Raw genomic sequence first — 15400 nt, 5'->3', positions numbered from 1 at the left:
TGATGGAACAGCTGAGCCGGTCACCAGAACGGTCACAGTGACCATCACCGGGGCCAATGATGCACCGGTTGTCTCAGACATTGCCACGTCCACTTCAGAAGACGATAAAGTGCTGATTGAGCCGGTGTTCACAGATGTAGATAGCGCTGACACTCACACCATCACGTTTGATACCAGTAGCACGACAGGAGAAGTGTCTCTTGTCGACGGCAAGTTCCAGTACAACCCGAATGGTCAGTTTGAGCATCTGGCTGTTGGTGAGATGGCAACTGACAGCTTCACCTACACGGTTGATGATGGCAATGGGGATGTTGTCACAAAAACGGTCACTGTCACCGTCAATGGGGCTAATGATGCGCCGGTGTTTGTGACTAGCACGGTTGCCATTTTCCCTGAGATTGTATCCCCTTCTGATGGTCAGCATTTAGATAGGTTTGGAAACAAGATAGTAGTGAATGCCAACGGTACACTGGTTGTAGCAGCGCCATTAGCTGACGATGGGCCAATTGAAGATGCAGGAGCCTTATATATTTATCAAAAGAATGAGTTGGGTGAGTACATAGAGCAAAAAATCGTCGCACCTGACCGTGAACCTAATGATGCCTGGGGGCAGTCTGTCGCAATCAATAATCAGGATATGATCGCTTGGGGGGCAACAGGGGATGATGTTAGAGGTGAAAACTCGGGCTCGGTCTATGTGTATCAACCTACCGGATCTGGAAGCAGTAGGACGCTAAAACTTACCGCTCCTGACGGCGAAGAACGTGACGCTTTTGGTGTTTCCGTAGCTTTGAACAATAATGGCCTACTAGTCGTTGGTGCTCGCAATGGGGATGACGATGAAGACGACAAAGCTGATGTTGGGGCATTGTACATTTATGAAATTGATTCTGGAGGCCGGTATTCAACTACAAAGCTCGCGACTGGTTTGGAGAAAGGTGATGCATTAGGAATCTCCATAGCGGTTAATGACATTGGGACAATTGTTGCAGGAGCTCCATATGCAGACTTTGGTGGGAGTAACCAGGGTGCCGTATACGTTTATAATCCAAACGGAGATGGTAACTATTCTCGTTCTAGAATTCTTATCGCTTCTGATCGTGAAAATAGTGATTTGTTTGGTTCAAGCGTTGCGGTAAGCGAAACAGGCATAATTGTAGTTGGCGCACCGTATAGCGATTATGCTGGAGATCAGTCTGGCGCTGCTTACGTATACATGCCAGATGATCAAGGCGGGTATGTTGAAACGAAGTTAATTGTTTCAGATGCCGAGGGTTTGCAAAGGTTTGGCGGAGCTGTTGCGATCAACTCCAACGGTGTAGTCGTGGTAGGCGCTGAAACTGATATTGAAGATGGAGCTCTGAAAGGGAGTGCCTATGTTTTTGTCCCGAATTTAATCGGCGGGTACACAGAGTATAAGTTAGTCGCGCCGGATGCGAGATCTACTGACTATTTTGGTAAATCTGTTGCGATCGATGATAATGGAATTGTTACGATTGGTGCTAACCAAGCTGGCGAAAATAGAACGGGCACAGTATATGTATTTCAGCCAGATGAAGATGGTACCTACATCATCAATTACAAGGATGGGCCATCGAATGCACCTAGTACAGAATTCAATCTTTTTGAGACTACCGATACTTTTCCGATCACCCAGAGCCTTCAGCTGTCTTTTACGGATGTGGATGTGTCTGATGACGCTCATACCGCCAGCATTACAGATGTTAGCGCAACCGGTGTCACCTCCGGCTTGTCATCCTTAAGTGACGATGACCTCAAAGCTTTGCTGAGCGTTACTGGAGTGACGTCTTCTGCTGCAAGTGTGGAAGGTTCCATTGATCTGACCTTTTCTGCTGCCTCCACGGTGTTTGATTATCTTGCAGTAGGTGAACAGGTGGAACTTGTGTTCACCGTGACGCTGGACGACGGTAACGGTGGGATTGCCACCCAACCGGTGACCGTTACCATCGTCGGCACCAACGATGCGCCAATTGTCTCTGATATTGCTGCCTCGACCCCAGAAGATGATAGCGTTCTAATTGAGCCTGCCTATATTGACCCGGATGCATCTGATGCAGCCACCATCACGTTTGATGCAAGTAGTACAACAGGCGAAGTGTCTCTTGTTAACGGCACCTTCCAGTACAACCCGAATGGCCAGTTTGAGCATCTGGCTGTTGGCGAGACAGCAACTGATACCTTCACCTATACGGTGAGTGATGGAACAGCTGAGCCGGTCACCAGAACGGTCACAGTGACCATCACCGGGGCCAATGATGCACCGGTTGTCTCAGACATTGCCACGTCCACTTCAGAAGACGATAGTGTGCTGATTGATCCAGTGTTCACAGATGTAGATAGCGCTGACACCCACACCATCACGTTTGATGCCAGTGGTACGACAGGTGAAGTGTCGCTTGTCGACAGTAAATTCAGGTACAATCCGAATGGTCAGTTCGAGCATCTTGCGGTTGGTGAGACCGCAACCGATAACTTCACCTACACTGTAGATGATGGCAATGGCGGAGTGGTTACGAAGACTGCGACGATTACCATCAACGGGGCAAATGATGTTCCGGTGATTGTTGCCACACAGGTGCAGCCATTCATTGATACGTTTGTTGCTTCTGATGGGCGTACTTCCGTGGATCATTTTGGCTGGTCTGTTGGGATTAATGCAAGTGGCGTGCTTGTTGTTGGTGCGCGCCTTGATGATGATCGTGGAAAGGATTCTGGTTCTGCATATGTGTATGCGCCTGATGGATCTGGCGGTGTCAAGGAAATCAAGTTGACGGCGTTTGATGGGGCGCGGTCAGATAATCTTGGCCGCTCCGTTGCGGTTAATGATGCTGGTGTGATTGTTGTTGGTGCTCCCGGTGATGATCCTAGTGGTTCTGTTTACGTATATACGCCTGATGGATCTGGGGGGTATGAGCAGATTAAACTGACAGCCCCAGATGGAGCAGAGGGCGATTATTTTGGCTATTCTCTTGCGGTAAATGATACTGGTGTGATTGTTGTTGGTGCACACGGTGATGATGACTGGGGCTCTGCCTCCGGTTCTGTTTATGTTTATGTTCCTGATGGGGCCGGCGGATATTCAAATGTAAAACTGATTGCATCTGACGGAGCGCAACATGATACTTTTGGCTATTCCGTTGCCATCAGTGACACTGGCCTAATTGCTGTTGGGGCTTATGCTGATGATGACCGAGAGAAGGATTCTGGTTCAGTTTATGTATATGTGCCTGATGGGTCTGAGGGGTATGAGCAGATAAAGCTGACAGCACCTGATGGGGCAGAGAGCGATTATTTTGGCAGTGCCGTCGCGGTTAATGATGTGGGCATCGTTGTTGTTGGTTCTTATAAGAACCACGTTCAAGGAGAGCATTCTGGCTCTGTGTATGTTTATGCACCTGATGATTCTGGCGGGCATACCCATGTTAAGCTGACGGCATCTGATGGGGCAATTTCGAATTGGTTCGGCCGCTCCGTTGCGGTTAATGACGATGGAGTCATCGTTGTCGGAGCGAGTTCTGCCGTTTATGTTTTTGTTCCAGACGAGCAGGGGGGATATACTGAATACAAGCTGGCGGCTCCAGAAGGAGCGTATTCAGGTGGCTTTGGTATTTCTGTTGCCATCAGCTCATCCGGCGAAATCTCTGTGGGGGATTATGATCGTGCTACTAGTGCCTCGAACGCAGGTGCTGTCTATGTGTTCAAACCGGATGCTTTTGGTGCCTATGGGGTGATCAATGAGACACTGGGACTGCAAGATACGAATGATCTTGCGCCGGTGAGCGGACAGATTGAGCTTATCTTTAGTGATGTTGATACCACAGGTTCGGACTATGAGGTCAGTGTAACGGATGTGTCCGTGTCCGGGTCTTCGGGCAATCTGGAAAGCGATGTGCTGTTGGGTTTGCTCGGTGTTGATCACGTTGAGCGGGCCGCCGATGAGGCGCAGGGCTCAGTGCACCTTGTGTTTAGTGCACCAGCTACACTGTTTGACTATTTGTCTAGCACGGACAGCATTAAGCTGACTTACACTGTTGTTCTTGATGGTGGTCCGGTCAGCCAGCAAGTCAGCGTGGTGATCAACGGCACGAACGATGCGCCAATTGTCTCTGATATCATCACATCCACCTCGGAAGATGATGGAGTTCTGATTGAGCCCGTGTTTTCAGATGTTGATCTTTCTGACACGCACATCGTCACCTTTGATGCCAGTGGGACAACAGGTGAAGTCTCTCATCTGGATGGTAAATTCTTCTACGATCCGAACGGCCAGTTTGAGCATCTCGCCGTTGGAGAAACAGCTAATGATAGCTTTACTTATACCATCGATGACGGAAATGGCGGATCTGTTACCAAGACGGCGACCATTACCATAATTGGGGCCAACGATGCGCCCGTTGCAAGTGATGTCTATGGCTTTTCATACATGGTCGACGACGGCAATGGCGGGATGGTCATGAAGACTGTTCTGGCAACCGAGGAAAACTCAGAATTGGTGGCTAGAACAATTGATACGTCCCCAACAGGCGAAACAAGTGTTTTCTTTACACCTGAGATTATAGATGTTGACATTACCGACCAGATTTCGCTTGCCGTTGATGACAGCGAGACAATAGGCTCTGTTGTTCTGGAAGATGGGAAGTTCAAATATGATCAGAATGGTCAGTTTGAGCACTTGGCTCCTGGTGAACTGGCGACTGACACATTCTCCTATACAGTTTCGGACAATTATGGCGGACAAACAACAAGAACGATCCAAGTGGTTGTCCATGGTCATGGTAACCATCCAACGCTAAGCTCGGTCTCCATTTCAGATGATGGTCGACTTGAGTTGGTCGGGACTGATGGCGGTGTTTCGATATCCGGCACTTCGCTTAGTGAATTTATTCGTGGTGGTGACGGTTTCGATACTGTCGGATACCGCTGGTCGGAGAGCGGGGTAACTGTAAATCTAGGCGATCCTTCACAGAATGCTGGCGACGCTGCTAGCGATAGCTATGAGTCCATCGAGTACGTCGCAGGTAGTGATGCATTTGCTGACCATATTACCGGCGATGCAAATCATAACAGAATCTGGGGCTATGGAGGCGATGATAAGCTCTATGGTGCTGGAGGCGATGATTATCTCTATGGTGGCGAAGGCGCCGATTATATGGATGGAGGCACTGGTCGGGATTTCGTTCGTTATTCTGATTCAGATGCAGCAGTTCATGTGGACCTCGCAAGTGGTGCGGTCGACGGTGGTTATGCAACCGGTGATGTTCTGGTAAATGTTGAGAATGTGGAAGGTTCTCAATTTGATGACGTTCTCATTGGAGATGACAATGCCAACAACCTGTATGGCGTGGATGGAAATGATCATCTTGAAGGTGGAGACGGGGCTGATGTCCTAAATGGGCACGGTTCTGGTGCAGACTATCTGGACGGCGGCAGTGGCGAAGACACAGTGCGTTATTATTGGTCTGAGGCTGGCGTTACGGTCAATCTTGAGGACCAAACGCAAAACTCCGGTGACGCATCAGGTGACACCTATGTGTCGATCGAACATATCAGCGGCAGTAACTCCTATGCCGACATACTAATTGGGGACACGAATCATAACAAAATCCGGGGCAATGGAGGTGATGACAAGCTCTATGGCGCTGGAGGTGATGATTATCTTTATGGTGGCGAAGGTGCCGATTATATTGATGGCGGCACTGGTCGGGATTTTGTTCGTTATTCTGATTCAGATGCAGCAGTTCATGTCGACCTCGCAAGTGGTGCGGTCGACGGTGGTTATGCAACCGGTGATGTTCTGGTGAATATTGAGAATGTGGAAGGTTCTCAATTTGATGACGTTCTCATTGGAGATGACAATGCCAACAACCTGTATGGCGTGGATGGAAATGATCATCTTGAAGGTGGAGCCGGGGCTGATGTCCTAAATGGGCATGGTTCTGGTGCAGACTATCTGGACGGCGGCAGTGGCGAAGACACAGTGCGTTATTATTGGTCTGAGGCTGGGGTTACGGTCAACCTTGAGGACCAAACGCAAAACTCCGGTGACGCATCAGGTGACACATATGTGTCTATTGAACATATCAGCGGCAGTGACACCTATGCGGATAAACTAATTGGAGATGCGCACAATAACACAATCCGAGGCAATGGTGGTGATGACATCCTTGATGGTGGCTCAGGTAACGATCTCCTAATCGGTGGCATTGGTTCAGACACGTTTGTGTTTGGCGGTACTACGTTCGGAAACGATGTGATTGCCGATTTTGCCGCCGTAGCTGGCGATAAAGACGTCATTCAGCTTGATACGAATGTCTTTGCTGACTTTGACGCCCTACTTGCAGCCACCAGCGATGAGGATGGAAACGTCGTCATAATGCTCGACGATAGCAACTCAATTACGCTGAATGGAGTATCAAAGTCGGACCTTCATCAGGATGACTTCCTCTTCATCTAATAGAGTAAATTGCGCTTGAGTAGCAGGCTCAAGCGCAATTCTTATCTGATGATTAGGCGCCTCTAATATGGTTCTGTTTAGAGAGCCATCGCCACACAATTGTGCAATATCGGTAACTGTCACGCTACAATCAGACTTATAATAGCGTGGTTAGAGAGTAGAAGACATGAGACTATGGCTTCTTATGGTCTTAACCAAGATTACTGCTCTCACGCATTATAGTCGATTTTCTCGGCCATCAGCTGTTTCACAAGAGATTTTTCAGGGTATTTCTACAATCGTGTAGCGCAATAATCTTCTTGTATACCTAATCGAGACAGCTTGATTATCTAACGTGAAGTGAATTCGTTGCCGCGCGCCAGTCGCCTACATATCGCGCAATGCATAAAAAATGTTCGGCTATCTTGCTGCGCGAAGGAACGCTCTCGTACTACGTTTGGCCCGACATTACGGCTACGTTGTGTGACAACTGTGTGAGGGTAATTGAACACGAATGACTTATCCGTTTCCCTCTTGGCCCATACGCGTGTATTCACACTAAAAGAGCCGAGATCTCTTTGATCCAGTTCGCAAACGTTTGGGTCTCCTTGATTGAGCTTCGTGTTTTAGCAGAGATTAATCCATAGCTAGAGCCGTCAGGTACAAACCCTTCGGGCGCGACAAGACGTCCTCGGGAGATGTCGTCAATGGCTACAACTTTTGGGCAAAGCGCGACCCCTAAGCCGCTTGCTGCGGCTTCTGCCATTAGGAAGTGGTGATCAAACAGTCTAATTTCGTTTGGTTTAGGGGCGGAGGGATGATCTGCAATCCATTTGTCCCATGCACCAGGCCGCGTCTTTGAACCAAGGCCGATATATCCGCCAGCTTGAAACGCGCGTTTCATGGAAGGCTGCATTACGGGGCCCATAGATTCTTCAAATAACGTCTCAACAGACCACTCGGGCGGTAACGAAAAATCCAAGCGGCGAATTGCGAAGGTTACACCGTCCTCAGAAAGATTCAGTGGTCCGCCTCCGACCGAGAGGTGAACAGGAATTTTGGGGTGTAAGGATTGGAACTGACTTAGGCGTGGTATGAGCCATCTCATGGCGACAGAGCGTTCGCAAGATACAACGATTGGTTGGCTAACATGGACTTTGCGGAGCGAGGATAGGGTCGTTGAAATCATCTGCAGCGCATGCTCGGTCGTTTGTGCCAGCTTGGCACCTTCCGGAGTAAGCGCGATGCCGCGACCATCTGGCGTAATAAGCTGGAGATCAAGGTCCTTCGAAAGCTTGGCGACTCTACGGCTAACTGCCCCGTGCGTTAAAGCAAGTTCTTCTGCAGCTCCACGCATTGATCCGTGGCGTGCGACAGTTTCAAAGGCGCGAAGGTCATCAAGTGAAGGTAGGTCAGAGCGTTTCATTCGTGACTATCTATCACCATATTTCGTCAACTAATATCGATATTAAAGTACATAGTGGTTCGATATGGTCACCGAATGAATAGTAATCATAATACATTGCCATTGCTTGGCATCATTGCGGATGACCTGACGAGTGCTACAGATTTCAGTGCGCCATTCGTTCGAAAGGGGCTCAGTGCGGAAGTGTGCGGCGCGGCACATATAAGGTGGGAGAAGGTAACTTCTGAAATTATCTCGGTCGATTGTGATAGTCGGGCGATGACTGCAAAAGAAGCAGCTAAGGCGAGTAGCTTAGCAACGCGTGGCTTGGCAAATGTTCCCTTCCTTTGCAAGACAATAGATTCAACTCTGAGAGGGCATATCCGTGATGAGCTGTTGGCCTGTTACAACGCGAGTGGGCGATCCCGTCTCGTCATCGCACCTGCGTTTCCGGAGGCTGGCCGAACCACAGTCGGTGGTGTTCAATATGTGAACGGTACACCGGTGTCCCAGAGTGTTTATGCAAAAGACCCTAGCCACCCAGCATGGACTTCTCGGGTTGCGGACCTTGTCTGTGAGGACATACGAAACGCGGTGATTTTGGATGCTCAAAATCAGACCGAATTAAACAGTCAGGTGGCTTCAATTGATAGGCCTGAAGACGTCCTGTGGGTAGGGTCACCTGGGCTAGCTATCGCACTCGCAGAGACAAAGTCGCAGTTTAGCTTTTCCCCGCCTGAACAACCGTCTGCCGAGCACACGCTTGTCGTTATTGGGAGCGCCAATCCTATAAGCCATGAACAGGCGGCACAGCTTAACGGTTTGCGTTTTGCCACCTGCGTCACTGCGCCTGTTGAGAGAGCGAATGACCCAAAAACAATTCTGTCAGATCTTGCTGATGAAGCGGTAGAAGTAATGCAGAAACAGGAAATTACAGCTTTGATCGCAACGGGTGGCGAAACCATGAAAGTTTTGCTCGATCGATTGCATGTACATCGATTTTCCCTTTTAGGGGAGTTTGAAACTGGTTTTCCAATCGGGCGAGCTACGTTTCCAAATGGTCGAAACTTAATAGTTGGGATGAAGGCCGGCGGTTTTGGGTCTGAGAACTCATTGTATGATGCTGTTCATGCTCTTAAGAAAAATTCCAAAGTGCAAGGGGAGAGAAATACATGACGCTTCCGTTGCAACCACTCGGGATCACCATGGGAGATCCTGCTGGGATCGGTCCTGAGATCATTGCCCTAGCTTTAGGACGACAGCTGAACGGGATGAGGCGTATCGTATTTGGCTGTCCCCATGTCGTACGGCGTGCTGTAGGGGTGGTGGGTCTCGATTTGTCTGTTCGAGAAATAGACGAAGTTTCTCAAGCGCAGTTTGCTCCAGATACGATCGAGGTTCTTGTGACCTCCAGTTTTACGCAATTGCCAAGCTTTGGAGAGATTGCCTCCAATTGCGGGCAGGCAGCCTTTGACGCGCTTGTCGCGAGTATCAAGTGTGCGATTGCTGACCAGATTAGCGGAATTGTAACGGCACCAATCCACAAAGAGGCACTTTCAGCTGCTGGTATTGGATATCCTGGCCACACTGAAATCCTTGCAGATTATAGCGGCAGTACAAGCGTAGCGATGTTGCTTGGGAACGATCTCATCCGAACGGTTTTGGTTACGACCCATTGTTCCCTGCTTGATGCTATCAAAGCAGCCGATTTTGATGCACAGATGGCGGCGATACGCTTTGCACACGAAGGCGCAACTGCCCTTGGATACAGAAACCCACGGGTTGCGGTGGCAGGTTTGAACCCGCATGCAGGCGAAGGTGGGATTTTTGGTCGCGAAGAGATTGAAATAATTTCCCCAGCAATTGAGGCCGCTCGCCGGGAAGGTATCAATGTATCCGGCCCTTGGCCCGGTGATACGGTGTTCATGCAGGCGCGACAGGGACATTTTGATATCGTTGTCGCTCAGTATCACGATCAGGGCCTTATACCAGTCAAATACATGGGGCTTGAAAACGGCGTCAACATTACACTTGGCTTGCCGTTTGTTCGCACCAGTCCTGACCACGGAACCGCATTTGATATAGCAGGAAAAGGGATTGCCGATCCCGCGAGCTTAGAAACGACATTTGAGTATGCTAGCCGATTGGTCGCAGCCAAACAGAAGGAAGTAGCATAATGGGTCTACGCTTTATTTTTATGCTCACACGAAATGATGAAACCGTCGAGGACGCGGCGCAGCACCTGACGACTGCGTTAGCTGCGGGTGTGCATCATATTGGCTTCAAGGACGTGGGCCTGCCGTTTGATCAGCTGAGAGATCTGAACAATGCAATTAAGGATGGCGGAGCGACCAGTTATCTTGAAGTCGTTTCGCTGGACGAGGAAAGTGAACTGGTTTCGGCCAAAGCCGCAGTTGATATTGGTGTCGACATCCTGTTAGGCGGGACACACGTTGATGCGGTCTTACCTCTGTTAAAAGACACTGGCATTCAATACTACCCGTTCCCAGGGAAAATCGAGGGGCACCCAAGCAAACTGGTAGGCTCAATCGACGAAATTGTTGCAAGCGCAGAAGACCTTGCCTCTCGCGAGGGCGTCCACGGGTTGGACTTGTTGGCCTATCGCTCATCTGAAAACGTAACCGGGTTAATGGCGGCTGTTTGTGCTGCCGTGAACAAGCCAGTTATTATGGCCGGTTCAATCGGTTCTCGTGAGCGGATCGAGATTGTTCGTAAAACCGGAGCTGCTGGCTTCACGATTGGAACAGCAGCGCTGGATGGTGACTATCCTGCAGACAGCCCAGAACTTGAAATGCAGCTTCGCTCCATTCAACGGGACGTAGCAGGCGTCAACAACCATATCTCGCCATTTGGCCCGGAAAATCTCGAGGAATCTTTTGCTAAAATCACGGATACATGGCATTCGACCGTCGCTGGTAAGGTCAACAACATGGACATCAAACTCGCCAAGTTTGAAGGAGAACTAACCTGGCACCATCATGCCATTGAAGACGAGATGTTCTTCGTTCACAGATGCAAACTGATGATGAAGTTTCGTGACCGCGACGAGATCATAAGTTAAGGCGAATTTATTGTTGTGCCGCACGGTGTGGAACATTGCCCGGTTGCTATTGGTGGCGTTTGTGAGGTGATGTTGATTGAACCAGTTTCGTCAGTTAATACCGGGAATGTGATTGAAACTCGTACCGTGACCAATCCTAGTCGACTTTGATCCGGTCGCGTCGGCAGGAAGGGCTAACAATGCTAACGGTAATTGCAATGCTGGTATTTCGATTGGCGCTCAAACTAATGAAATGAACCGAGTGAAAAAGTCATCGCTTCTTGAGGGGGGTACGTGACAAGCGGCTGTCAGTATAAATCTGTTCTAGGTGTATATCCTGCTTTTGGTGTGCTTACTGGGTGATTACTAGAGCCACAAAAGCAAAAAGCCTCCCGGAGGAGGCTTTGAAATTCTCTTGTAAAATCAAGAGGAAGAATGGTGCCGGCAGCAGGGATCGAACCCGCGACCCCCTGATTACAAGTCAGGTGCTCTACCATCTGAGCTATACCGGCGTCGTCTTCGTTGGAGGGGTATTTACGGGCGCTGGCGGGGTTTGTAAATCCCAAAAATGCAAAAAAATGGAAGAATTCACAGAGGAGAGAATTTTTTCGTCGATTTGGGGCTTGAAATGGGTGTTCTAGCGTTTCTTTTCCACATGCAGGTGTCTCAGCCCATTGATATTGATGGAAGATTTCGTGGTTTGCGTGTTTGCGTTAGTTTGTGCGTTCGTTTGGGATGCAGGCGCGATATTTGCGTTCTTATGTGTTGGAAGCGGAAAAAACAGGAAGGGTGATCGTTAGCTGGCTACCGCATTTGAAAAGCATGGCGCATGCAGGTTTCGCTGCTGGTGGCAGCGCCGTCTTCCGGTTGCTCGGGCAAGTAGAGGCGAAGCTTTTGGAGGTAATTTCTAATGCCCCGTGTTGATGGGAGAGGGGATAGGGAGGTCGTCTTTAGGTTTTGCCCAAGTGTTCGATCACAAGTGGTGCACGGAGATGATTAGCGGTTGGGGCTTTTTCTTTGATAGAAAAACAGAGCCAGAGGCTGTCAGGTTATGACAGCCCCATTTTTGTGCGTGCTACGTATAGGGAGAGGATGGCCGCGTTGGAGACATTCAGGGATTTGATTGGGCCTGGCATGTCGAGGCGGGCGAGGGTGTCGCAGTTTTTGCGAACGCCTTCACGAACACCTTTTCCTTCAGAGCCCAGAACAAGCAGAGTCTTATCGGTGAAGGTGGTGTTTTCGACGGAGTCAGGGCCTTCACTGTCCAGTGCGATTGCCTGATAGCCTTCCTCTCTCATCTCAGTGACAAAGCGGGACATATTAGGGACGCGGACGTGTTTGATCATGTCCAGTGCGCCGCTTGCGGTTTTTGCGAGGACCGGGCCTTCTTCGGGCGCGTGTCGGCGGGTGGTGACAACAGCGTCGGCGTTCAAGGCAACGGCGGAGCGGAGAATGGCGCCTACGTTATGCGGGTCGGTGACTTGATCGAGTGCCAGAACGAGCTGGCCGTCCCTTAGCTCTTCCGGGCCGTATTCGGGCAAGGCGTCAACCAGCAGGGCAGCGCCTTGGTGAACGGCGTCTTTGCCAACCAGCTTGTCGATGTCGCGCGGGCTTGCCTCTTCAACCGATACATCGATCTTCAGATTGCGCTCTTCCAGCCGACGTAATGCGTTTTGCGTTACGAGGAGTTTGTGGCGCTTGCGCTCCGGGTTATTGAAGGCGGCCTCAATGGTGTGAAGGCCATATATATAGAAGGGGCCTTCTTGTGCCTCTGATTTCTTCTGCCAGGGCTTGCCCTTTGAAGATCCGCCCGACGGTTTTCCATCATTGCGCTTCTTCTTATTGGGGCGGTCGTCACCCTGTGCAGGGTTCCACCGATTTCCACCTGTGCTTTTTTGATTTTTAAAATTGCTCATAGCCTCTCGATACTCCGGTGCCTATTGCGCTTCAAGGGATTTAAAGAGGGGAGGCCTAATATTCCTCTTTGATGTATTTGATCATCGTCCGTCGGACGGGAAATCGCTTTCCTTGCAGGTGCGACCCACGCACCCCAAATGACTCTATAATCAGGGTCTCAACACGCTAACTAATAAAATCTTATCTAAATCAAGAATAAATGCTTGATATGGTCCAAAGCTATCATCTTTGTTGCACGGCCAATGTTTTGCGGGCAATTTCGATTTCTCTCGCATGCTTCGTCGTGTTGCTTGGATGTGCAACACGATCTGAAGTTCCCGTGCCTGCTGTCGCACCTCCTCCGCCCCCAATTACCTCTCCCCAGCTGGCTTTGGTTCTGGGGAGCGGCGGAGCGCGAGGCTATGCCCATTTGGGGGTTCTTCAGGCGTTTGAAGAGGCGGACATTCCCATTGATCTGATTGTGGGTTCGAGTGCTGGCAGTGTTATTGGCGTTTTTTATGCAGACAAGGCCAACAGTGAAGAGGTCAATGAGATTATGCTCAATACGGGTTTCTCTGACTTTGTGGATCTGGATGCCTTTTTCCTACCTCGCGGTTTTATTGGCGGCTCCCGACTGCAGCGTTTTATTACCCAGAATATAGAGGCGAAAACCTTCGAGGAGCTCAAGATCCACTTTATTGCGACGGGCACCGATTTGGAGACAGGCGAATCTGTGGAGCTGAATAGTGGTCCGATTGCGCCGGCCATTAATGCGTCGGTGGCGTTGCCAGGTCTGCTCAAGCCGGTAGAGTTATATGGGCATGAGCTTATTGACGGCGGTGTGGCCGAACCTAATCCAGTCAGAATTGCCAAGCGCTATAATCCTCAAATCACGGTGGCGGTGGATCTTGCCCAGGATCTGTCTGAAACAATGCCCAGAACTGCAAGGGGGGTGTACTCAAGAGCCATTGATATTATATGGGCGCAGCTGAACGAGCGCACACTGGAAGGTGCTGATGTTGTCATCCGTCCAACCCGAGGCAGTAATTACGGGACCTTTGCTATTAGCTCCCAAGATGCGTTGTATCGATCGGGTCTGGAAGCGGGCAGGGCGAGCGTGCCTGCTATAAGGGCGCTTTTGGAAAAGAGGGGCAACGTCGATCAAGTCGGGAAGGTCGTTTCTGTGAATCCATAAAGGGCGGGTTACAAGAGGTATTTCATCAAGCGCAATTTGCTAGGTTACGGCGAGTCTGTTTCCAGCTTTGTGCAGAAGCTTCCTGCCGGGTTCTGTTGCCGCTTTTGAAAAAGAGAATGCGCGCGAAAAATATCGGTGGCAGTGTGAAGAGCTGTGCTTTCGCAAGGTCATACGGGAAATTTGCCGGTTTACTCACCCAGAAAAAAGGGGGAAAACTAACTGCCTTGTTGATTTTGCACAGGCACGTGCAAAAGAGGCGTTGACAGATGGCGCTCCCGGCGGCATAAACCGCGCCACAGGACGCGGCGCAACTGCTTAGCGGTTAAGCGGCGTGTTCGGCAAAACGAGTTTCAAAAAGTTCTCTTATAGAGAATTTTGGTCGATCTCGGAGGAGTGCCCGAGTGGCTAAAGGGGGCGGACTGTAAATCCGCTGGCTATGCCTACGTTGGTTCGAATCCAACCTCCTCCACCATCGACTTGAAATTGGTAATGCGGGTGTAGCTCAATGGTAGAGCAGCAGCCTTCCAAGCTGAATACGAGGGTTCGATTCCCTTCACCCGCTCCAATTCCTTCTTGTTTCGCTGAAGGTGTCCTAAAAGAATCCTTGAGGTCTTTTTTCAGATTTCAAGCCTTGATCGACGGAACTACGATTAAATAGAGAGCTACGCCCATGGCGAAGGAAAAATTTGAACGTAATAAGCCGCACGTCAACATCGGCACAATCGGCCACGTTGATCACGGCAAAACTACGCTGACTGCTGCAATCACCAAACAGTTTGGTGACTTTAAAGCATATGACGAAATTGACGGTGCTCCTGAAGAGCGCGCACGTGGTATCACTATTTCCACCGCGCACGTTGAGTACGAAACCGACGCTCGTCACTACGCACACGTTGACTGCCCAGGCCACGCTGATTATGTGAAAAACATGATCACCGGTGCTGCGCAGATGGACGGCGCGATCCTCGTTGTTAACGCTGCAGACGGCCCAATGCCTCAGACACGTGAGCACATCCTGCTCGCTCGTCAGGTTGGTGTGCCTGCGCTGGTTGTCTTCATGAACAAAGTTGACCAGGTTGACGACGAAGAGCTTCTCGAGCTCGTAGAAATGGAAGTTCGTGAACTTCTGTCTTCCTACGAATTCCCAGGCGACGATATTCCAATCATCGCTGGTTCTGCTCTTGCAGCTCTGGAAGATCGCGACGCAAACATTGGTTCCGAGAAAATCGCTGAACTGATGGCTGCTGTTGACGAGTACATCCCAACCCCGGACCGTCCACGTGATCTGCCATTCCTGATGCCGATCGAAGACGTGTTCTCTATCTCTGGCCGTGGTACTGTTGTAACCGGTCGTGTAGAGCGTGGCATCGTTCACGTTGGTGACGAAGT

At 50.1% G+C, this 15400-nt stretch carries 8 protein-coding genes and 3 tRNA genes; 8 read left to right on the top strand and 3 right to left on the bottom strand.

All coding sequences use genetic code 11. The features are described from left to right. The first annotated feature begins 37 nt into the window (after positions 1-37). On the top strand, positions 38-6475 hold the full coding sequence (locus tag IE076_RS22425) for a VCBS domain-containing protein (RefSeq protein ID WP_244649761.1): 6438 nt from the start codon (positions 38-40) through the stop codon (positions 6473-6475). Between the two features lie 532 nt (positions 6476-7007). On the opposite strand, the gene IE076_RS22420 is transcribed toward IE076_RS22425, so the two are convergent. Beyond that, positions 7008-7880 (bottom strand): LysR family transcriptional regulator, encoded by an 873-nt coding sequence (locus IE076_RS22420; protein ID WP_189439020.1) that lies wholly within the window; start codon positions 7878-7880, stop codon positions 7008-7010. A 75-nt stretch (positions 7881-7955) separates the two neighbouring features. On the opposite strand from IE076_RS22420, the gene IE076_RS22415 reads away from it, so the two are divergent. From IE076_RS22415 to IE076_RS22405, 3 genes are read left to right on the top strand one after another with little or no spacing between them, the layout of a single operon-like run. Next, positions 7956-9035, top strand: a complete 1080-nt coding sequence (locus tag IE076_RS22415; protein ID WP_189439019.1) for a four-carbon acid sugar kinase family protein — start codon at positions 7956-7958, stop codon at positions 9033-9035. Next, positions 9032-10036: a 4-hydroxythreonine-4-phosphate dehydrogenase PdxA gene (pdxA, locus tag IE076_RS22410; protein ID WP_189439018.1), complete on the top strand. Its 1005-nt coding sequence runs from the start codon at positions 9032-9034 to the stop codon at positions 10034-10036. Before IE076_RS22415 ends, pdxA begins: the two co-directional genes overlap by 4 nt. Continuing rightward, entirely contained in the window at positions 10036-10941 is a 906-nt protein-coding gene (locus IE076_RS22405; protein WP_209009419.1) for a cupin, read from the top strand. The genes pdxA and IE076_RS22405 overlap by 1 nt, the downstream gene beginning before the upstream one ends. A gap of 415 nt (positions 10942-11356) precedes the next feature. Here IE076_RS22405 and IE076_RS22400 read toward each other — a convergent pair. Continuing rightward, positions 11357-11432 (bottom strand) — tRNA-Thr (locus IE076_RS22400). A 537-nt stretch (positions 11433-11969) separates the two neighbouring features. After that, positions 11970-12836, bottom strand: a complete 867-nt coding sequence (locus IE076_RS22395; RefSeq protein ID WP_189439017.1) for a TrmH family RNA methyltransferase — start codon at positions 12834-12836, stop codon at positions 11970-11972. A gap of 200 nt (positions 12837-13036) precedes the next feature. Between IE076_RS22395 and IE076_RS22390 the strand changes: the two genes are divergently transcribed. The 4 genes from IE076_RS22390 to IE076_RS22375 form a co-directional block, all read left to right on the top strand. Then, entirely contained in the window at positions 13037-14011 is a 975-nt protein-coding gene (locus IE076_RS22390) for a patatin-like phospholipase family protein (RefSeq protein WP_189439016.1), read from the top strand. Positions 14012-14398: 387 nt separating this feature from the next. Continuing rightward, positions 14399-14483, top strand: a tRNA-Tyr gene (locus IE076_RS22385). Positions 14484-14502: 19 nt separating this feature from the next. Then, positions 14503-14576, top strand: a tRNA-Gly gene (locus IE076_RS22380). Between the two features lie 105 nt (positions 14577-14681). Continuing rightward, positions 14682-15400: GTP-binding protein (locus tag IE076_RS22375; protein WP_189439015.1), on the top strand; the 719-nt coding region annotated here is incomplete at its 3' end.

The sequence above is a fragment of the Pseudovibrio japonicus genome, from assembly GCF_014651595.1.
In the GTDB taxonomy this organism is placed as follows: Bacteria; Pseudomonadota; Alphaproteobacteria; order Rhizobiales; family Stappiaceae; genus Pseudovibrio; species Pseudovibrio japonicus.
This window is presented reverse-complemented; position numbering and strand designations above follow the sequence as displayed.